Annotated in this window: 16 protein-coding genes and 1 pseudogene; 4 read left to right on the forward strand and 13 right to left on the reverse strand. The window is 70.9% G+C overall.

Annotation, left to right across the window (positions count from 1 at the left end; translation table 11 throughout):
• Positions 1 to 123 precede the first annotated feature (123 nt).
• Both CFW40_RS34490 and CFW40_RS34495 read right to left on the reverse strand, forming a co-directional pair.
• Entirely contained in the window at positions 124 to 1,413 is a 1,290-nt protein-coding gene (locus CFW40_RS34490; RefSeq protein WP_088801655.1) for a PP2C family protein-serine/threonine phosphatase, read from the reverse strand.
• Between the two features lie 182 nt (positions 1,414 to 1,595).
• Positions 1,596 to 2,489, reverse strand: a complete 894-nt coding sequence (locus tag CFW40_RS34495; protein ID WP_088801657.1) for a virginiamycin B lyase — start codon at positions 2,487 to 2,489, stop codon at positions 1,596 to 1,598.
• Positions 2,490 to 2,763: 274 nt separating this feature from the next.
• On the opposite strand from CFW40_RS34495, the gene CFW40_RS34500 reads away from it, so the two are divergent.
• Positions 2,764 to 3,651, forward strand: coding sequence for a SigB/SigF/SigG family RNA polymerase sigma factor (locus CFW40_RS34500; RefSeq protein WP_088801658.1), 888 nt, complete (start codon positions 2,764 to 2,766; stop codon positions 3,649 to 3,651).
• A gap of 68 nt (positions 3,652 to 3,719) precedes the next feature.
• Here the strand turns inward: CFW40_RS34500 and CFW40_RS34505 are convergent, their stop codons facing one another.
• From CFW40_RS34505 to CFW40_RS34515, 3 genes are all read right to left on the reverse strand, one after another.
• Positions 3,720 to 4,139: a PPOX class F420-dependent oxidoreductase gene (locus CFW40_RS34505; protein ID WP_088801660.1), complete on the reverse strand. Its 420-nt coding sequence runs from the start codon at positions 4,137 to 4,139 to the stop codon at positions 3,720 to 3,722.
• Positions 4,140 to 4,311: 172 nt separating this feature from the next.
• Positions 4,312 to 5,550 carry a PP2C family protein-serine/threonine phosphatase gene (locus CFW40_RS34510; protein ID WP_088801662.1) on the reverse strand — a complete coding sequence of 413 codons (1,239 nt, stop codon included), beginning with the start codon at positions 5,548 to 5,550 and terminating at the stop codon, positions 4,312 to 4,314.
• Between the two features lie 117 nt (positions 5,551 to 5,667).
• The gene (locus CFW40_RS34515; protein ID WP_088801665.1) at positions 5,668 to 6,426 is read right to left on the reverse strand and encodes an IclR family transcriptional regulator; all 759 of its coding nucleotides are present in this window, start codon (positions 6,424 to 6,426) and stop codon (positions 5,668 to 5,670) included.
• Between the two features lie 222 nt (positions 6,427 to 6,648).
• Here CFW40_RS34515 and CFW40_RS34520 point away from each other — a divergent pair, with 222 nt between their 5' ends.
• Positions 6,649 to 7,275: an alpha-ketoglutarate-dependent dioxygenase AlkB gene (locus CFW40_RS34520; protein WP_088801666.1), complete on the forward strand. Its 627-nt coding sequence runs from the start codon at positions 6,649 to 6,651 to the stop codon at positions 7,273 to 7,275.
• 80 nt (positions 7,276 to 7,355) lie between these two features.
• On the opposite strand, the gene CFW40_RS34525 is transcribed toward CFW40_RS34520, so the two are convergent.
• From CFW40_RS34525 to CFW40_RS34540, 4 genes and pseudogenes are all read right to left on the reverse strand, one after another.
• On the reverse strand, positions 7,356 to 7,634 hold the full coding sequence (locus CFW40_RS34525) for a hypothetical protein (RefSeq protein WP_088801668.1): 279 nt from the start codon (positions 7,632 to 7,634) through the stop codon (positions 7,356 to 7,358).
• 386 nt (positions 7,635 to 8,020) lie between these two features.
• Positions 8,021 to 9,517: a PLP-dependent aminotransferase family protein gene (locus tag CFW40_RS34530; protein ID WP_088801670.1), complete on the reverse strand. Its 1,497-nt coding sequence runs from the start codon at positions 9,515 to 9,517 to the stop codon at positions 8,021 to 8,023.
• 223 nt (positions 9,518 to 9,740) lie between these two features.
• Positions 9,741 to 10,175: pseudogene (locus CFW40_RS34535) on the reverse strand (ankyrin repeat domain-containing protein); the annotation flags it as partial.
• A gap of 318 nt (positions 10,176 to 10,493) precedes the next feature.
• Entirely contained in the window at positions 10,494 to 11,102 is a 609-nt protein-coding gene (locus CFW40_RS34540) for a TetR/AcrR family transcriptional regulator (RefSeq protein WP_088801674.1), read from the reverse strand.
• 122 nt (positions 11,103 to 11,224) lie between these two features.
• On the opposite strand from CFW40_RS34540, the gene CFW40_RS34545 reads away from it, so the two are divergent.
• Positions 11,225 to 12,169, forward strand: coding sequence for an alpha/beta fold hydrolase (locus CFW40_RS34545; protein ID WP_256331115.1), 945 nt, complete (start codon positions 11,225 to 11,227; stop codon positions 12,167 to 12,169).
• On the opposite strand, the gene CFW40_RS34550 is transcribed toward CFW40_RS34545, so the two are convergent.
• The 3 genes from CFW40_RS34550 to CFW40_RS34560 all read right to left on the reverse strand — a co-directional run bounded on the left by CFW40_RS34550 (position 12,151) and on the right by CFW40_RS34560 (position 15,972).
• Positions 12,151 to 13,419, reverse strand: a complete 1,269-nt coding sequence (locus CFW40_RS34550; protein ID WP_088801678.1) for a glycosyltransferase — start codon at positions 13,417 to 13,419, stop codon at positions 12,151 to 12,153. The two genes, CFW40_RS34545 and CFW40_RS34550, sit on opposite strands and share 19 nt — an antisense overlap.
• A 180-nt stretch (positions 13,420 to 13,599) precedes the next feature.
• Complete coding sequence (locus CFW40_RS34555) at positions 13,600 to 14,658, reverse strand: class I SAM-dependent methyltransferase (protein WP_088801680.1); 1,059 nt, start codon at positions 14,656 to 14,658, stop codon at positions 13,600 to 13,602.
• 123 nt (positions 14,659 to 14,781) lie between these two features.
• Positions 14,782 to 15,972 (reverse strand): acyltransferase, encoded by a 1,191-nt coding sequence (locus tag CFW40_RS34560; protein WP_256331114.1) that lies wholly within the window; start codon positions 15,970 to 15,972, stop codon positions 14,782 to 14,784.
• Positions 15,973 to 16,614: 642 nt separating this feature from the next.
• Between CFW40_RS34560 and CFW40_RS34565 the strand changes: the two genes are divergently transcribed.
• Positions 16,615 to 17,691, forward strand: a complete 1,077-nt coding sequence (locus tag CFW40_RS34565; RefSeq protein ID WP_256331112.1) for a S1 family peptidase — start codon at positions 16,615 to 16,617, stop codon at positions 17,689 to 17,691.
• Positions 17,692 to 17,780: 89 nt separating this feature from the next.
• On the opposite strand, the gene CFW40_RS34570 is transcribed toward CFW40_RS34565, so the two are convergent.
• Positions 17,781 to 18,809: an aminoglycoside phosphotransferase family protein gene (locus tag CFW40_RS34570; protein ID WP_088801683.1), complete on the reverse strand. Its 1,029-nt coding sequence runs from the start codon at positions 18,807 to 18,809 to the stop codon at positions 17,781 to 17,783.
• Between the last annotated feature and the right edge of the window lie 124 nt (positions 18,810 to 18,933).

Below are 18,933 nucleotides of genomic sequence, written 5' to 3' on the forward strand. Positions count from 1 at the left end.
GTCGGGGGCGCACCCGGCCGGTCTCCAGGACCGACGAGAGCGGAATACTTCTGCCCCGCCGTCGGCGACACACTCCGGTCGCCGCAAGCCAGGAGACCCCTGGCGCGTGGCGGCCCCGGCGTTTCACAGGACGTCTCTGGTGGGTGTGCTCCAGGGGGTGGCCAGGGGCGGGTCTTCGGTGGTGTGCTCCGGGAGCCCGGCGAGGGCTTCGACCCGGGCTGGGCGGTAGGGGGTGGGGCCGTTCCACTCCAGCAGCAGGACCGTGGCATCGTCGTTGAGCCGGCCGCCGTGGTAGGCCAGATGACGCCTGATCAGGCGCCGCAGGGTCTCCGGGACGGGCAGCCCGTCGGCGTGGTGCTGGATGAGGAAGTCCGTGAAGCCCGCCAGGCCGAATTCCCGGCCTTCGTGGTTACGGGCTTCGGTGATGCCGTCGGTGTAGAGCAGCAGGCGGTCGCCGGGCTCCAGCTGTTCTCGGACCACGGTGGGCGGCAGGCCCAGATCGGTGCCCATGGGAGGGGCGGGCGGGCAGGTCAGGCTCAGGGCGGTGCGGCCCTTGCGGATGATGACCGGTGGAGGGTGTCCGACGCTGGTCCAGGTCAGCAGCCCGGTCCCGGTGTTCAGCTCGGCCAGAATGCCCGTGGCGTAGCGGCTGCACCCGAACTGTTCCACCAGCGCGTCTTCCACGGCTTCGGCGATCTGCAGGATTCCTGGGCTCTGCCGGCGCCGGTTGCGGCTGGCGGCGACCGCGAGGCTCGCTGTCAGCCCGGCGGCCGTGTCGTGGCCCATGGCGTCGAAGAGTGCCAGGTGCACGGTCTCCCCGGCGATGGCGTAGTCGAAGACATCGCCGCTGACCTCATAGGCGGGCTCCATCACCGCACTGACCAGCACCCGGTCGGTGGCGAAGGTCCTCGGCGGCATGATGCGCCACTCCATCTCCGCGGCCACATTCATCCTCCGGCGCCGCACCAGCCGGGCATAGGTGTCGCTCGCCCCCCGTTTGCTGACGATCATCAGCGCGATCAGCCCGGCGAGGTTGCGCAGATCCAGGGCCGCCTGGGAGTCCATCTCCGTGCCCGGGGGGCCGGAGGCGCGCAGCACGCCCAGTCGCTCGGTGCCGTCGAGCAACGGAACCCACCACTGCTCGGCCCCGGGGGTGGGGCTCGCGACAATGGCCCCGGTCTGAAACGCCCGCCCGGCGAGGGTGCCTTCCATGCGCACCACGTCCGGCGGTGCCTCCGGGCCGCCGCCGGCACCGGGCCCCTCACCGGCAAGCAGGCACAGCACTTCCTGCTGCAGATCGGCCAGGTAGATCAGCACCCCCGGCCAGCCGACCCGGGCCGCGTGCTTGACGACCAGGTCCGGCACCTGCTCCAGCGTGATCACGTGACTGGCGGTGATCAGGTCACCCAGCATCCGGGCCCGGGCAGCTGCACTGCTCATTCAGGCACCTCTCCTCGGGTTGCGGCTCGCAGAGCCTTCGCCCCGTGGGCTGTCCATGTCGTGGCACCGTCGGTCGCCCCTGCTCCCGGCGGCGATGCTTGTCTCTCGATAGTGACACCGAGAGGGAGCATGCCGAGCACGACACCGCGGTGTGCCTACCGCACCATGCGGGCAATCGCTCCGATTTCCAGCGCCACGTAGAGGGCGCCATCAGCTCCGAAGGCCAGGCCGTGCGGTTCCGAAGCGGGGCTCGGGAGGTCGTACTCCTCGATATGGCCGTCGGGAGTGATGGATCCGATGCGGCCCGCGCCCCATTCGGTGAACCAGCAGTCACCGGCCGGGCCGGCGACGATGGCATGGGGCCGGGACGCCGGGTCCGGCAGCGGGAACTCGTCGATCCGGCCCTGCGTGGTGATACGGCCGATCCGGCCGGCGCCTATCTCGACGAACCAGAGCGCGCCGTCCGCTCCGCAGGTGATGCCGACCGGTGCGGCGTTCGCGGTCGGCAGCGAGTGGAGGGTGAGGTCGCCCTCGAAACCGAGGCGACCGATCGCGTCTGCCTGGTTGAGGGTGAACCACAGGGCTTCATCGGGGCCGGTCGTGATGGCTGAGGGGAAGGCGCCGCGCAGGTGCAGTGGGAACTCCGTCACCCGGCCGTCCGTGTCGATACGCCCGATGCGGTCGGTGTGCAGCTGGGTGAACCACAGGGCGCCGTCGCCGGCGGCCACGATCCCGAAGGGGCCGCTGCCGGAACTCGGGAGGGGGAACGAGGTCGCCTTCCCGTCCACGGTGATCCGTCCGATCCGATGGTCCTGGCTACGCGTGAACCACAGCGCCCCATCGGGCCCCGAGGTGATGAGGGAGGGGCCGCAGCCGGCGGAGTCGAGTGGATGGCGATCGAGCTGCCCGCCCGGTGCCAGCCGGGCGATCTCCCCGGCGTGGACCAGGGTGCACCACAGCGCATCATCGGGGCCCAGGGTGAGGGCATAGGGACCTGAGCTGGCGTCGGAGACCGGGATCTCCTCGAACGAAATGGCGCGGCGGGACATCGGCGGCTCTTCCCCCAGTGACGCTTATTGCTACGATTGTTGCGTTAAGAAGAGGATGGCATGACGGCGTCGCTCACGCAACGGGATTCCGTTCCGATCTCCCGCGATTCGCCGAGACCCAGGCCGCGTTCCAGCGGGCCACAATGGACCACGAGCCGCCGGAGGCTGCCTCCTACGGCCGGGCCGGACAAGACAGGACGCCCTGACATGCCTGTGGCCGCGGCGGGTAGGGGAGCAGGTGACGGGGGCTCAGCAACAGGCGGGAGCCAGCAGCATGAGCAGCAACAGCACCATGAACGTGGGAACGGAGTTGGAGACCACCCCGCAGGAGTGTGCCGCGCCGGCCCCGTCGGTGCTGCCGCGGATCCAGGCTCCGCTGCGCGTCGCGCCGTCCGACGCACGGGAGTTGTCCAAGCAGTTCCTGCTGCGGCTGCAGGAACTGGAGGAGGGAACCCCCGAGTACCAGTACGCGCGCAACACCCTCATCGAGATGAATCTCTCCCTGGTGCGCTATGTCGCCCGGCGCTTCTCCAGCCGCCAGGAGTCCATGGAGGACGTCCTGCAGGTGGGCACGATCGGTCTGATCAAGGCGATCGACCGCTATGACCCTTCCCGTGACGTGGAGTTCACCACGCTGGCCGTCCCCTACATCCAGGGCGAGATCAAGCGGTTCTTCCGTGACACCACCTGGTCGGTGCGCGTGCCGCGGCGCCTGCAGGAACTCCGTATCGACCTCGCCCGTGCCAGGGAAGAGCTGGAGAGCGAGGGCAGCCACGAGCCGTCCGTCGCCGAACTTGCCGCCCGCCTCGATCTGGCGGAGGACGAGGTGGCGGAAGGGCTCGTGGCCAGCAACGGCTACGACAGCGACTCCATAGACCGCCCCGTCCAAGCAGGCGGCGGCAAGCAGCAGACCACCGGTCTCGTCGCCGACCTCATGGGCGCCGAAGATCCCGCCCTCGCCCTGGCGGAAGACATCCAGGCCCTCAAGCCGCATCTGGCCGAGCTCGACGACCGCGAACGCACCCTGCTCCAGCTGCGCTTCGGGGAGGAAATGACCCAGTCCGAGATCGGTGCGGAGCTCGGCCTCTCCCAGATGCATGTCTCGCGCCTGCTGACCCGCGTGTGCACCACCCTGCGCAAGGGGCTCCTGGCCGGGCGGTGAAGGCACCTGTCGCTGCCGGGACGACGGCTGGGGCATACACGCCTGCGGTCCGCGGCCCGGCGGCGGCGTCAGCCCGGCTGGCTGCTGTCCTTCATGCTGCCCCAGCCGTGCCAGCGGTCGATCTCGATCCAGGCGCTGACCCGGCGGCGGTCCCGCTGCGGGTACGGCTTGCCGAGGTACTGCTGTGCCAGCCGGTCGATATCGGCGAGCCCTTCGTCGTCACGGAGTGCGGCGACACGGCCGATGATGCTGAGGTGCGTGTACCAGTTGCCCTCGTCCAGCACGGTCAGCGTGACGCGGGGGTCGTTGCGGACGTGCTCCAGCCGCTTGCGGCCCTCATCCATGTTGACCAGGATCCGGCCGTCGTCCCAGAGGTACCAGGTGGGCGTGGACACCGGCTGCCCATCCGGCCGCAGCGTCGTGATGACGGCCGGATTCGGCTTGCTCAACAGGGTGGTTGCCTCATCGGGAAGCGGTGGTTTCGACATGCGAAGCGCTCCTCAGTACGTGCGTACGGTGCTGTGGGCCGTTCGGGTCGGCAGGTGAAGACGGTGCCGTTAGGGCGTGTCGATCAGGCACACCCACACGATCGACCGTACTCAGCTCATACCGGTTCCCGCCTCCCGGGGCGCCGCCACATCGCACACCCCGGGGGTGCTCCTATTCGGCGGCCACCGGAGGGCAGGGCTGCCGTCCGGCCGACGGGTCCGGCGCGTCCGGGACCGCCGAGGGGGCGTCGGCCGTCTTCCGGAGGAGGAGCATGGCGGCGTCGTCGTGCAGCTCGCCGCCCACATGCGCGAGCAGGTCCTCGTGAAGCGCGGCGAGAGTGCGCGAAGGCTCCGGTGAAATGTGCTGCGACAGCCGCTCCACGAGCGGGTAGAACCGACGCTTGTGATCCCGGGCCTCGGTCACGCCATCGGTGTAGAAGAGCAGCTGATTCCCTTCGTGCACGGCGATTTCCTGGAGGCCGGGGGCCTCGTCGGCCAGGGCACGCAAACCGAGCGGCGGAGCCGGACGGATGGGCTCGACGGGCAGCACACCCGAGTCGTGGACCAGGAGCGGAGCGGCATGCCCGCAGTTGACCAGCTCCATACGGCCGGCCTCGGGGTATCCGGCCAGCACCGCGGTGACGAAGTCGTCCGGACCGAGGTTGCGCGCCAGGCTGCGTTCGATCCTGTGGACGACACCGATCAGATCCGGCTCGTCGTAGGCGGCTTCCCGGAACACGCCCAGGACCAGCGCGGCGATGCCCACCGCCGGCAGCCCCTTGCCGCGCACGTCGCCCACGATCAGCCGGACCCCGTGCGGCGTCGGCACCAGGGCGTAGAGGTCCCCGCCGATCCGGGCCTCGGCAGCGGCGGCGCTGTAGTGGACCGCCGTCTGGAAGGGCCCGACCGTCGCCGGCACGGGTTTGAGGAAGGCGTGCTGAGCGGCCTCGGCGACCGAGCGAACGGCGGCCAGCACCTGCTCTCGACGCCTGCGCAGGGCACCGGCCAGACTGCTGGCCAGCGTCACGGCGGACAGCGTGGACAGCACGATCGCCTGGTCGCTGCCCGGCGCACCGTCGTGCAGGCCGAGCGCCGCACCCAGTGCCACGGCCAGGACACCGACGCGGAGCACTCCCCACGGCCCGCTGGTGGCGGCGGCCAGCGCGGGGCCCACGGCGAGCAGCGGCAGCCAGCTCATACCGGTTCCGCCGGAAAAGGCGAGGACCGTCACGGCCGCGATGATCAGAACCGGCAGGCAGGAGGTGTAGTGGTGGCGGGTGTCTGCCGCTCGGGCCGGTGTGTCACCCCGGGGCGGGGCGGTCCGGCGGACCGCTGTCCGCAGCGTGGAGAGCGGCTGGGGGGCTTGCCACCGCGGCAGGCGGTCGTGGTGATGGGTCCGGGCTTGGCGCATGTACGGTTCCGCGGCTCGCTTCCCTGCTCAGGGCCTGCGCTGGGGGCACTGGCGTCTGAAAATGTCCGTTTCATCAAGGAAAGCGGCATCTGTGAGGGAGTGGCAAGGGCCGGGATTTCACATAGTGAGTGACAGTCCCCTGGTCACGCGGCTCGCTGTCGGAAGCAGCCGGCTGCGGATCTCCTCGATGCGCGAGATGTGGTCCGCCCGCAGCGATACGCCGAGGGATCCGAGGGTTTCGCCGCTGTAGACCGGCACCGCGACGCAGATCGTCCCGAGCGCGTACTCCTCCATGTCCGTCACGAGCGGTGCCATGGGCAGGGTGTCGAGCTTGCGCAGCAGTTCGGCCCGTCCGGTGATGGTGCGGGGTGTGAGGTCGGCCAGGGGGTGCCGGGACAGATAGTCGTCGCGGGCCTCGTCGTCCAGCTCGCGCAGTACGCACTTGCCCAGTGCCGTGGCGTGCCCGGCGTCCTCGAAACCCACCCAGAGGTCGACCCGGGGTGCCCGGGGGCCGTCGACGATCTCGGCCACCCGGATCTCGCCTTCCTCGAAGAAGGTCAGGTAGGCGGCGGCCGAGAGCTCGTCCCGTAGCGCTGTGAGGGCGGGCCGGACCCGGTTGAGCAGCGCCTGCCCCCGTCCTCCGGCGTGCAGGGTGTCCAGCTTGTCGCCCAGGACGAAGCCGCCGTCCTCCAGCTTCCGGATGTACCCGTCGTGCGCCAGCGTGCGCAGGAGGTGATACGTGGTGGCCAGCGGCAGCTCTGTCTCGCGTGCCAGCTGTTTCGCCGGTGCGCCGCCCTCGTGGGCACCCACGGCCTCCATCAAGCGGAAGGCGCGCTGGACCGAAGTGATGAGCGTAGGGCCTTCTCCGTTGCCCATGTCTTCAGCCTGCTCCCGGTGGCCCCGGGGAGGCAAGGCCGGGTCGTGGCGGGTGGCGTGCCTCGCGGACGGAGCGTGCCGGGGTGCGGCGGGGGTGGCGGGTGCGGCGGGTGGTGCCGGGGTGTGCGGAGCGTTGCCGGAGCGCAATCCCTGGCGCAGGGAGTGCCCACGCGTGAGACCGCGCTACAGAACATGCATTCGAATAATGGGTACTCTGGAAGCATGGCAACGCACCTTCAAGGCTCGCTCTTCGACCAGGCCGACGAGGTCCGTCTCGGCCCGCTGCGCGGCGTGCGCAGGACCGAGCTCGGCGACGGGGCCTGGCTCGATCTGCTGCCCGGGTGGCTGAGCGGGGCCGACGCCCTGTTCACGCAGCTCGCCGCCGAGGTGCCCTGGCAGGCCGAGCGCCGGCGGATGTACGAGCGGGTGGTGGACGTGCCGCGGCTGCTCGCCTTCTACGAGGCCGGCGACGCCCTGCCGCACCCCGTGCTGGCCGAAGCGAGGGATGCGCTGTCCGCCCACTACGCCGCCGAGCTCGGCGAACCGTTCACCACGGCCGGGCTCTGCTACTACCGCGACGGCCGCGACAGCGTGGCCTGGCACGGCGACCGGATCGGCCGCGGCCGGCGCGCGGACACGATGGTCGCCATCCTGTCCGTGGGTGCGCCGCGCGATCTGCTGCTCCGTCCGCGGCGTGGCGGCGGCGCCGTACGGCGGCCGCTGGGACACGGCGACCTGATCGTGATGGGCGGCTCCTGCCAGCGGACCTGGGAGCATGCGATCCCCAAGACCAGCCGTGCGGCGGGGCCGCGGATCAGCATCCAGTTCCGGCCCCACGGCGTGCGCTGAAGCCGGACGCGGGTGGGCCCCCGAGTACGCGTCTGCTCGGGGGCCCTTCAACGGCTGCGGGCAACTACTGCCGGGAGGGATCAGTGGCGGTGGCAGACCAGGTGCTCCCGGTGCCAGGTGCGGGTCCAGTAGCCGGGGTGGCGGACGCCGTGCCGGTCACGCCAGGCCGGGTGCCAGGTGCGGGTCCAGTGTCCGTGGACCATGTGGCACCGCCCCCTGTCGACGTGTCGGGTGGTCGTGTGGTCTCCGTGGTGTGACGGCGTGGCCGAGGCGAGACCCACCGAGGAGAGGAGGGTGCCTCCGGCGAGAGCAACGGTGGCGGCGCCGAGAGCCAGGGCGCGCTTGAATCCGTCAGTCATCGATCGTGCCTTTCTGCATTGCCATGGTGCGAAGCCATGGTGCGAGATGCCCTGCCGATGGCCGGGCATCACTGACCATGCACCCCTGACGCCCTCCCTATGCGGCTGACACCAAAGGCTTTACGCAATGCAGACGAAGTGTGAAAGAAAGTAATTATCAGACTAAAAGGTGGTGAGGGGGAGTAGTTGTGGCGTGGGGGCCCTGGCGGCGGCGGGCCGACATACGGCTGCTCGGGACCACGCCAACTCCGGTGCGGAGCAAGCCGACTGGAGGAGCCGATACCCCAGGGACCCGACCGAAAGCTGCGCCCGACCGAAAGCTGCGCCCGACCGAAAGCTGTGCCCGCTCGAAGGCCGGTGCCCATTGAGGGAAGGCGGTGCCCGAATCAGGCAACCCAGTGCGCCCGGCGGGTGGCGGACGACGGTGAAAGCCCTCCCGCGAGGGCGGCGGCCATGCGGTGCACGGCCTCGCGCAGGGTCTCCGGCGAGGTGGTGTAAGGGATGCGCAGGCGCTGTTCGAACAGGCCCGGATCGGCACCGAAGTACGCACCGCCCTCGATCCGCACCCCGTAGTCCAGGGCCCGTTCGGCCAGCGCCGAGGCGAGAGGCGCGCCGAGGTCGACCCACAGCGACAGTCCACCGGGCGGCAGTTGCCAGGTCCACTGCGGCAGGTGTTCGGCCAGGGCCGCGGCCAGAGCGGCGCGCTGCCGGCGCAGCTGTTCCAGACGGGCCGGCAACAGTTCCCCGGCACGGGCCAGGAGGGGGACGGCCAGCAGCTGGTCCAGCACCGAGCCGCCCATGTCGGTGGCGACTCGCTGGCCGGCGAGTTCGGTGACGAGCCGGGCGGGGGCGCGCACCCAGCCCATGCGCAGACCGCCCCAGTGGGTCTTGCTCATCGAGCCGATGGTGATGACCTGGCCGGCCCCGCCGGGGGTGGCGCGGGAGGCGAACGGCGGCGGGGCGGGGACATCGAGGGCGAGGTCGGCCAGGGTCTCGTCGACGACCAGCCAGGCGCCGGAGCGCTCGGCGGCGCGCAGAATGCGGACGCGTTCCTCATCGGGCATGAGGCAGCCGGTCGGATTGTGGAAGTCGGGGAGAAGGTAGGCGAGTTGGGGAATCGCCTGGCGGAAGGTCGATTCGGTGATCTCTATGTCCCAGCCGGTGTCGGTCACCGGGACCGACAGGGTGCGCAGCCGGGCGCGGCGCATGGCCTCCAGGGCGTTCGGGTAGGACGGGTTCTCGACCATGACCCGGTCGCCGGGCCGGCACAGCAACCCCAGGACGAGCGTGAGTGCGTGCTGGGCGCCGGCGGTCACCAGGATCTGTTCGGGCATGGTGGCCAGTCCGCGCCGGGTGAAACGTTCGGCGACGGCGGCGCGCAATTCCGGAAGGCCGTAGGGATGGTAGCCGGGGGTGTGCGCGTGCTCGGCCAGCCGCGGGGTGACCTGGGTGAGGGCATCGAGGAGCGCCTGTTCCGGCAGTCCGGGGGCGGCGCTGGCCAGGTCGATCGCGGTGTCCTGGGGGCCGAGGAGCCGTGCGATGCCGCTGGGGGCCCGGCCCTCCGGAAGGGCCGTCCAGGTGCCGGAACCCTGACGGCTGTGCGCGTAGCCGCTCTCGCGCAGCAGGTCGTACGCGGCGGTGACGGTGGCCCTGCTGGTGTGCAGGGCCGTGGCCAGCTCCCGTTCGGCGGGGAGCCTGACGTGCAGCGCGATGCGTCCGTCAAGTATCAGCGCACCGATCGCCCTGGCCAGGTGGCGGTAGGCCGGCCGTGCCTCCGCCGGGTCGGGCAGCATCGCGGCGAGCTGTCGGCTCCCCAGGGTCCGGCCGGCGCGGTCCGCCCGGTCCGCGCGGTCCGAAGGCGGGAACCGGTGCCGGTCGGCCATGCCACTCTCCCAGGATTGGTCGTACTCACCAGGCCAATGACTCTACAGAGGCGGCAGGTTGGTCTTGAGGCGCAGGGGCCGGCCGCGGAGGATCTGCGGAGGGTCCGTTCCTTCCGCACGCCCTGTCCGGCTGCCGGGGCGATGCCGCACGCACTCCCCACACCGCCGCGACGCAGGGATATTCGGCGGCGTCCCCGTAAGCGTGAAAGCCGGCCGACGCGTCTCAGCCCCGCAGCGCGTCCTGCAGACGTGTGGCGATCAGGGCATGCCCCGTTTCCCCCTGCCACTGGGCCGCGCCCCTTCCGCCCGGTGAGCTGACGGTCACCTCGACCAGCTCCGTGCCCTCGGAGCGAGGGCTGCGCCGGACCACGCACCTGCTGTCCCGGGGGGCGCGCGCCCTCTCCCGCAGTTCGCTCTCGATGTCCTTGCCGCACCGTTCGCGGGCCAGGTTCCGTGCCGTCCGGCCCCACGTATCGGTGAGACGGGGGTCGGCGCCGTGGCACAGCAGAGCCCGCACCACCGCAATCGATCCCCGCTCGGCCGCCGCCACCAACGGCGTCCGGCCGCGATGGCGCGCGTCCGGACCGGCATCCGCCTCGAGCAGGAGCCGGACGGTCCGGTGGTGCCCGCCGGCGGCCACCCACATCAGGGGGGAGTAGCCGGTGCCGTCATGCGGCTTCCTTCCTCAGGGGCGTCATCGGGGCCGGCCCCGGCCCTTCAGCCACCGTTCCCGCAGTTCTCCGGCAACGGCGAGGCACCATGTCTGCCGCCCGCGGCTGCACTCGTGGAGGACGTTCCGCAGCGCCGAACCGGCCTTCGTACGGCGGGGGCTGACACCGAGGTCGACGAGCGGACAGGCAGGTCATCGATGGTCTGCAGGTGGTGGTCGCGAGGCCGAGGCCAACGGCAGATGCCAGGGGGGCGACGTAATTGTCCCGGCAGCGGCAGCGGCAGCGGCTCCGGTTGCCGGGCCGGTTCATTCACCGTCCGGGAAGAGCCGGTCCAGGTGGTGGCGGAGAATCGCTGCTGCGGCCTCCGGGGTGCGCTGGCCCACCAGGACGCTGGTGCCGAGGCCCGCCGCCAGGGCGAGGAGGCTGATCGCCTCCGTGCGTACGTCCGTGCCGGGCGGGGTCAGACCGGCCTCGCGCGCCCGCTCCAACTGGTCGGCCACCAAGTCCTCGGCGGCATTGGGGCCGTCGATGAACGGCTGGGCGGCCAGTGCCTCGTCCGTCACGGAGAGCACGGCGTAGGCGGTGTAGACGAGGTGGAAAGTCCGGCTCTCCTCGTCGCGGGGGAGCGTTTCGAGGAGGATGGACTCGATCATCCCGCGTGGTCCCGGGGCGTCCCCGGCGGCCCGGACCCGGTCGGCGATACGGGCACCGAGCCCGGTCGTCAGCTGCTGCAATCCATGGAGCAGCAGCTTTTCCTTGGTCTCGAAGTAGTACTGCACCAGCCGCAGGGACACCCCGGCTTCGGCCGCCACATCGCGCATCCCGATCGCGTGCAAACCGCGCCGTCCGGCGACCCGGACCAGCGCCTCGGCGATCTGGGTGCGCCGCTCTTCGTGGTCCACGCGCTTCGGCATCAGCCCGTGCCCTCCGCCTCGTTCGTCCCGTTCCGGCCTGCGGGATCGGCTACATGGTACCGCTGTACCACTTTGGTGATACGGTGGTATCACTAAAATCCGCTGTCAGGAGGTGGCCTGCCGTGCCCGGCACCAAGACGCAAGACCACAACCCCGCCGTCGGCCGCTATGTGAACGAGGCGGTGCGCGACCGGTACTTCGCCGCGTGCGACGCCGTCTACGCCCTGGGGCCGGCGCCGGACGCGGAGTGCGACGTGGAGACCCGCTTCGGGACCACCCACGTCTACCGGTACGGACCGACGGAGCCCGGTGCCGCCTCCCGCACTCCGGTGGTCCTGGTGCACGGTGCCGGCGGCAACTCATCGCAGTGGTACCCGAACGTCGCCGCTCTGAGCGCGCAGCGCACGGTCTATGCGATCGACACCCCTGGCGACCCGGGCCGCAGCGTGCAGCGTGAACCGATCCATCAGCCCGAACGTGCCGCACAGTGGCTCGACGAGGCGCTCGAAGCACTCGGACTCGACCGGGTCCACCTCATCGGGTCCTCCTACGGCGGATGGCTCACGTTGAACCAGGCGCTGCACCGGCCCGGCCGACTGGCCTCGGTCACCCTGCTGGACCCGGGCGGCCTGGAGAAGGTGGGCCTGCGGTTCTTCGTCTGGATCTTCGTCAGCCTCTTCGCGACCTGCGCCCCGAAGGCGCTGCGTCCCCGTCTCGCCGCCTGGCTCGACCAGCCGGTCCTGGTGGTGCCGGAACTGCGCGCGATGGTGCGGCTCGGCGTGCGCGCCCATCGCATCCGCCGCCCCGCACCGCTCCCCCTCACCGAAGCCGAGCTGCGCAGTATCCGCACCCCGCTCTACCTGCTGCTCGGGAAGCACAGCCTGCTGGTGCACCCGCAACGGCAGCAGGAGCGTGTCCCGCGCCTGGTGCCCGGCGCCCGCGTCGAGATCGTCGCCGATACCGGCCATGGGCCGCAGATCGACCACGCGGGCGCGGTCAACGGCCGGATGGTGAGCTTCCTGGACTCGGTGGACTCACCGGGGCAGCCTCAGCGGCCCGGGTCCTGATCGCCCCTGCGGTCTCCTCCCGCCCCGCGCTCGACGGCCGCCAGCACCCGGCCGGCGCCGTCCTCCGTACCGAGCAACGCCGCCACCTGGCGGGCGCGATGACGGTATCTGGGGTCGCGCACCGCCTTCCCCACGGCTGCCGCGAGGTTTTCCGCGGTCAGTCGCTGGAAGGGGATCTTCCCGGGGCTGACGCCGAGTGATGTCAGCCGTGACGCCCAGAAGGGCTGGTCCAGCATCATCGGAACGGGGACGGCCGGCACGCCCGCGCGCAGGCCGGCCGCCGTGGTCCCGGCACCCGCGTGGTGGACGACGGCTGCCATCTGCGGAAACAGCTGGGCGTGCGGGACCTCGCCCACCGTCAGGACGTCGTCCCCCTCGACCGACAGGCCCGCCCGGGTCGACTGGACGACACCGCGTACCCCGGCGAGCCGCAAGGCACGTGCCAGGAGGCGTCCCAGTCGCTCTGGGTCGCTGGGCGTCATGCTGCCGAAGCCCACGAAGACCGGTGCCGGACCGGCCTGGAGGAAATCCGCCAGCCTGGATTCCGGTGTCCAGCCGGGGACTTCCGACGGCCACCAGTACCCCGCCACCTCCATTCCCGGACGCCAGTCGGCGGGCCGCGGAACCACCGCCGGACTGAATCCGTGGTGGACGGGCCAGGTGGCCCGGCGCCGCTCCAGTGCCTCCCGTGTCACGCCCAGCCGGCGCTGCAGATGGCGCACCCCGGGAGCAAAGGCCCGGGCCAGCAATGACTGTGCGCACTGTCCCAGTGCCCGGTTGGCGAGTGGTCCCCACGACGGCACGTCGAAGATGACCGGCGGGAACTCCCGGGTGGGCTCCAGGGGCTGCAAGAACACCCCGGCGCAGGGCAGTTGCAGACCCTCCGCCGCCACGATCCCCAGCGGGGCCAGGCTGCTGGAGAACAACAGGACCTCGGCACCCGAGGCACAGGCCTCGGTCACCGCGTCGGCCATCTCCGGCGCCAATTCCCGTGCCAGTCGCAGCTGTTCGGCCTTGGTGAGGCCGGCGCCCTTCCTCGGCCCGTGCCCCCGCGTGTCCTCCGTGCCGGACGTGGCGTACCGGTCGAGCGGAAGGGGGTGGAAGCCCAGGCCGCTGCGGCGTACGAGCTCGGCCGAGCGCGCATGGGTGGCCATCACCACCCGGTGTCCGGCGCGATGCAGCCGGGCACCCAGGCCGGTGTAAGGAGCGACGTCCCCGTGCGAACCCGCGGTAGCGATCAGGATGTGCATGGTCGGCAGTGTCCCGTTCCGTCGGCTGCGATGATTCCGACTGCGACCGGCTTCACTCCGGCGGTGTAACCGCCGCATTTCCGTGTGGAGCCGAGCGCGTGGGAACCCCGCGCAGTGGTGTGGTGGACGAGAGCCGGGTGGCCTCCCCGCGGGCGTTTTCGCGGCACCCCGGCGCGGTGGTCAGTCGCGGCGTGCGATCACCCGGTAGGCGTTGGACAGCCGGGTGCGCCGGGCGAAGGGCGCCAGCAGGAGATCGAGCCCGATGAGGACGAGCAGCACGGGTGCGACGGCCAGCAGGGAAAGCCCGCGGATCCAGCGGCTGGCCCGCTCCGGCCGGCGGGGCAGCCAGGGCAGATCCTCGCTCGGCAGGACGGATTTGAGCAGGTTCACCGCCGCGGACGTCAGATCGGTGGGGACATGGGGCTCGTGCCGGTCGGTGGCCACGACGGTGAATCCCTGCTCGGCCAGTGCATTGCACAGGTTGTCCAGAGGGACGAAGTGCAGATGCTGCGGCTGGAGCCACGGTCCCCACCACTGGCCGAGCAACCGGGCGGAGGCGGATTCCGGGTCGGGCACTTCCACCAGCAGGTGGCCGCCGGGCCGGAGCGCGGTGTGGGCGGCGGCCAGTTCCTGCCGTGGTGCCAGGGTGTGTTCCAGATAGTGATGCATGCTCACCACGTCGTACTGGCAGGCAAGTTGACCGGCCAGCCCGACGAAGGAACCCCGGTAGGCCCGGGAGATACGGCCCTTGCGTGCGGCGATCTCGACGCCCTCGCCCCAGTCGAGCCCGTGGAACCGGGTGCCCGGATGGATCTTCCGGGCCTCGGCGCAGAAGTGGCCGTGACCGGTTCCCACGTCCAGCCACCGTGACGGGCGGCCGAACGGGAGCAGCGCCCGGGCGCGGGCCCGGTAGAGCCGCACCGCGAGGGGCGAGCGGGCCAGCCGCGCCATCGTCGCCTCGCCCAGGCCGTCGTAACAGTCCCGGTAGTAGAAATCCAGGCCGTCCGCGCTCAGCCGGGGATTCTGGAACACGTGACCGCAACTGCGGCACTGGTCGAGTACGAACGTACCGGGCTTGTGCTGGGGATGGTCGGTGGTGCGCAGGCGCCCGCGCAGCCGGGAGGAGGTGCACCAGGGACACGTGGTGCGCCGTGGCTCGAAGAACCGCTCCAGCCCGTGTGCCAGCTCGTCCTGGTAACGGGGCCGGTGGGCGGCGATCTGCTCGCTTCGCATACTCATGGGGGGCTTCTTTCCGAGGTGGTCCTGAGGGGGAGCGCTGCCACCGGTACGGAGGGCGGGCGGGGCACGCCGGGCCGCTCCGGGACCGGGCGCGCACCGCACCGAGCGGAACGCCCGGGTGCACTACGCGGTGGCGGCACGGAGGCGGGCACGGCGGGACACGGAGAAGCGGCGCACACACGGCCGCTCCACCCCCGCATACAGCAGCCACGAGGTCAGCAGCACGACGGGCAGGCCGGCCAGGACCACGGCGAGGCTGCTCCATCCATGACCCGTCAACGACAGATACAGCAACCCCAGCACCATGAAGTGGACGAGATACATGGCGTAGGAGATCTCACCGAGGAACACCAGGACAGGCGTGCGCAGCAGCGACTTTCTGCCGCGCAGGTCCAGCTCGGCGGTCGCGAGAACGAGGGTGGCGAGCGGGATCACCGTCGAGGCCGCGTACAGGAAGCTGTGCGGGAGATACGCGGCGTTCACCACGATCGTGCTGATGACGCCCAGGGCGGCCGGGAGAACACCGATGCGCGGAATCCGCATTCCCGTCATGGAAATACGGGCCAGCATCATGCCGAGGACGAATTCGGGCAGCCGGGTGATCGGCAGCATGTACAAGGACCAGTATCCGGGAAATGACGGGCTGCCCGGGTTGAGGACGAACTCGTAGAGCACCGGGCAGATCCAGACGACCGCGACGGCCCCTCCCGCACCGATCAGCAGTCCACGACGTGACAGGCGTTCGACATACGGCAACAGCATAGGGAAGAGAAGGTAGAAGAACCCTTCGGCGGCCAGTGACCAGGAAACCGGGTTACCCGCGGAGACAAAGCGCTGGCTGGGAACCCAGGTGTTCACCAGGAAGAGGCTGGAAAGGTTCGCCGGCCAACCGGAACCGTGCGTTGCCGTGCCTCCGGCGCAGACGAGCGCGGCCATGACCAGACACCAGGTCAGTACGTGATTGGGCAGGATTTTGGCGGCCCGGCGCCGCCAGAAGGCGCGTGCGGTGTCGGTCGGGCGGGCGGAATACGTCAGCACATAGCCGCTCAGAATGAAGAAGAGCGAAACCGAACTCGCCCCGACCCATACCTCGGGCCCCAGGGTCCGGGCGAGGTGAGGGTTGAACATCAGCGAACCGTGCGTGAAGACGACTCCGCCCGCAGCGGCGAACCGCAAACCGGTCAGAGACGGCAACTGCCGGGGCCGGCCCGCTCGTGTACCGCCCTGCGCCGACGGCTCCGGTGTGCCGATGCGGCCGACGACGCGGCCGGCCGTCGCGGTGGAGGGGGACGACGGTCCGGGAAGATCGTGCACGAGTGGCCTCCTGCGGGAACGACCGGGCCCATGACCACCACGCGGACGCACAGGGGTGCGCGGAGGGGGTCGCCGGGGGATCGATGGAAAGGACTGATCCGGCCCGTGCGGAGGAATGGGCGGCCCGTCGCGCGGATACCTCGATTGACCCATCCGCTCCACGCCCGTGCCTAGGGAGGTGACCCGATTTCACTCATACGGCCCAGGGGGAAGACCCCTGATACGCCGTAAGTCCCGCTCGCGGCCATGCCCGTATCCGGCGGTGGCCCACGTGCCACCCCTTGGCTGCGCCCCGGCCGTACAGGTGATTCCTGCGGACCCGTGGCCGGGCGGGTGGAGCACGAAGCAGCCGCGGGAAAGAATGACGGCATTCCGCCGTGCCATGCACACCGGCTGCCTGGGCGCCGGTCATCCTCAAGGCAGGGCATATGACGAGGCAACGCATTCCGGTGCACAGGGTGCTCGGTCACAGCGGCACCGCGACAGAGGAGCGAACTGATGCGTCGCCGCCCGTGTGCGGGAAAGGTCTGCGCGAAGGGCCGGGCGGCGCGGACACGGCTGGGTCAAGGGGGAGGGAAACGCCTGCCTCCGGCGGGCCCGGATATCCACCGCAGTCCCCACTCCCACACCAGAGGTCTTGAGTTGAAGCACACCAGCGCATCTGAGTCCCGTACCGTCCTCGGCAGTGCGGGGGCCGTGGTCCTGATCGCCGCCGCACTCACCCTGCAATGTGCCCAGGCCGCCCCTGCCACGGCCCCTGAGCCCCCGTCAGCCACCGCTGCCGCTCAGCGTGCCAGGACCATCAGCTCCGCCCTCGGAACCAGCGCGGCGGGCTTCTACTACGACGCGCCGCGCAACAAGCTCATCGTCAATGTGACCACCACGGCCGCCGTGGCCAAGGTCCGTGGAGCCGGCGCCGAAGCCAAGATCGTCAAGCACTCCCTGACCTCGCTGAATGCGGCTCGTGCGACCCTCAAGCAGAAGGCCACCATCCCCGGGACGTCCTGGGCGATGGACCCCAGGACCAACCAGGTGGTCGTCGTCGCCGACCGTACGGTCAAGGGCGACCGCCTGGTGCAGCTCAAAAAGGTCACCGCTTCGCTCGGCGACCGGGTCGTCCTCAGACAGTCGGCGGGCACGCTCCGGCCGCTGATCGCCGGCGGCAACGCCGTCTGGGGCAACGGCGCGCGCTGCTCGCTCGGCTTCAACGTCATCCGGGACGGCCGGCCGTACTTCCTGACCGCCGGCCACTGCGCCAACGCCGTGCGCAACTGGTCCGCCACCCAAGGAGGTCCACAGACCGCGGTGACGGAGACCGGCTCCTTCCCCGGTGACGACTTCGGGATCGCGAAGTACACCGACGCCGGTATCGCCCACCCCAGCCGGGTGGACCTCTACAACGGCAGCCTGCAGCCGATCGGCAAGGTGGGCGACGCCATTGTGGGCGAGCGGGTGCGGCGCAGCGGCAGCAGCACGCACGTCCGGACCGGGGACGTCACCGCCGTCGAGGTGACGGCCAACTACCAGGAAGGGCCGGTCGACGATCTGGTCCAGGCCGGCATCTGCGCGGAATCCGGCGACAGCGGCGGCGCGCTCTTCGACGGGGACACCGCGCTGGGCCTGACCTCGGGCGGCAGGGGCAACTGCCTGCTGGGCGGCGAGTCCTTCTACCAGCCCGTACGCGAGGCCCTGGAGAAGACGGGATCTCACCTCGGCTGATCTGCCGGGCCGGTCCTGAGCGGACGGGCCTGAGCGGACGGGCCTGAGTGGACGGGCCGGTCCGGGTGGGCCGGTCCGGGGCGGCCGCTCTACGGGCGCAGCGCGGGCAGTGGCTTGAGCGTCGGCCACCGCTCCAGCATGCGCCGGCGCAGGTCCGAGCAGAGCCGGTGCAGACCGCGCAGGTCGGCCCGCTCGGCCGTCATCCGTGCGACGACGCCGAACCGGTGGGCCAGCCGCTGCCGGGCTGTGGCGGTGCCCCATTTCCAGTCGCGGTCCGGGATGCGGGCCAGGTGGTCGACGGTGCCGCGGTGGGCCCGCTGCACCAGGGCGTCGCCGCGCAGCAGCCAGCCGGCACAGGCGTCGGTCAGATCTCCGTGGGGCGTGGTGCCGGTCGCGGTGGTCCATGCGGTGCGGTAGGCACTCTCGGCGCGGTCCAGGAGCGGTGCGGCTGCCGCGGTGGAGCACCAGCAGGTGGGAAAGCCGATGCGCAGGTAGGCGAGTTCCACGATCCCGTTGCCGAGGGTGGCCTGTTCGAAGTCGATGAACCGGACGCCCTGTGCGGTGTGCAGGTCATTTCCGGGGCACGGGTCGCCGTGGAGCAGGGCGTGCCCCGGTGCCCGGCCGAGCCGGTCCACGAGTGCGTCGAGTTCGGCGGGCGCGCCGGACGGCACGGACACGTGAAGTGCCTCGGCGAGGTGGAGGAAGGCGCTGATGTCGTCCTGCGCCGGGCCGGACCAGGCCGGCAGGAGTCCGGCGTCCTCGGGGGTGCCGGTGGCGTGCAGCCGGGCGAGTGCGGTGGCGTAGTCGACGATCCATGCACGGGACGGCCGGCGGGGCTCGAGGTGTTCCAGAACCAGCACGCGTGCCTCGTCGTCGGTGCCCAGCAGGCCCGGTACGAGGGCCGGTTCGGCCCGGGAGGCGAGCCGCAGGGCCGTCACCTCGCGTGCATACCGCTGAGCGGCGTCGGGGGCGCCGACGATCTGTTTGACGACTGCCGGTATCCCGTTCAGCTCGACCCGCCAGACGCGCGAGCGCGGGCTGCTGTCCAGCCTGCGGTGCCGTACGGGTGTCCCCAGCTCTGCCCGTAATCCGTCTCCGAACGGCAGTTGCGATGTCATGGCCCGCATCCTGTCATCCGCGCGAACGAGCGGGACGCCAGAGTGAATTCGTGGTGGTGGGGGGATGCGGTCCGCGGTTGCTTTCGGTTGCTTCGGAGGCGTCCGGTTCCCACGGTTCCCCCGG

This window comes from Streptomyces sp. 2114.4 (assembly GCF_900187385.1).
Lineage (GTDB): Bacteria > Actinomycetota > Actinomycetes > Streptomycetales > Streptomycetaceae > Streptomyces > Streptomyces mooreae.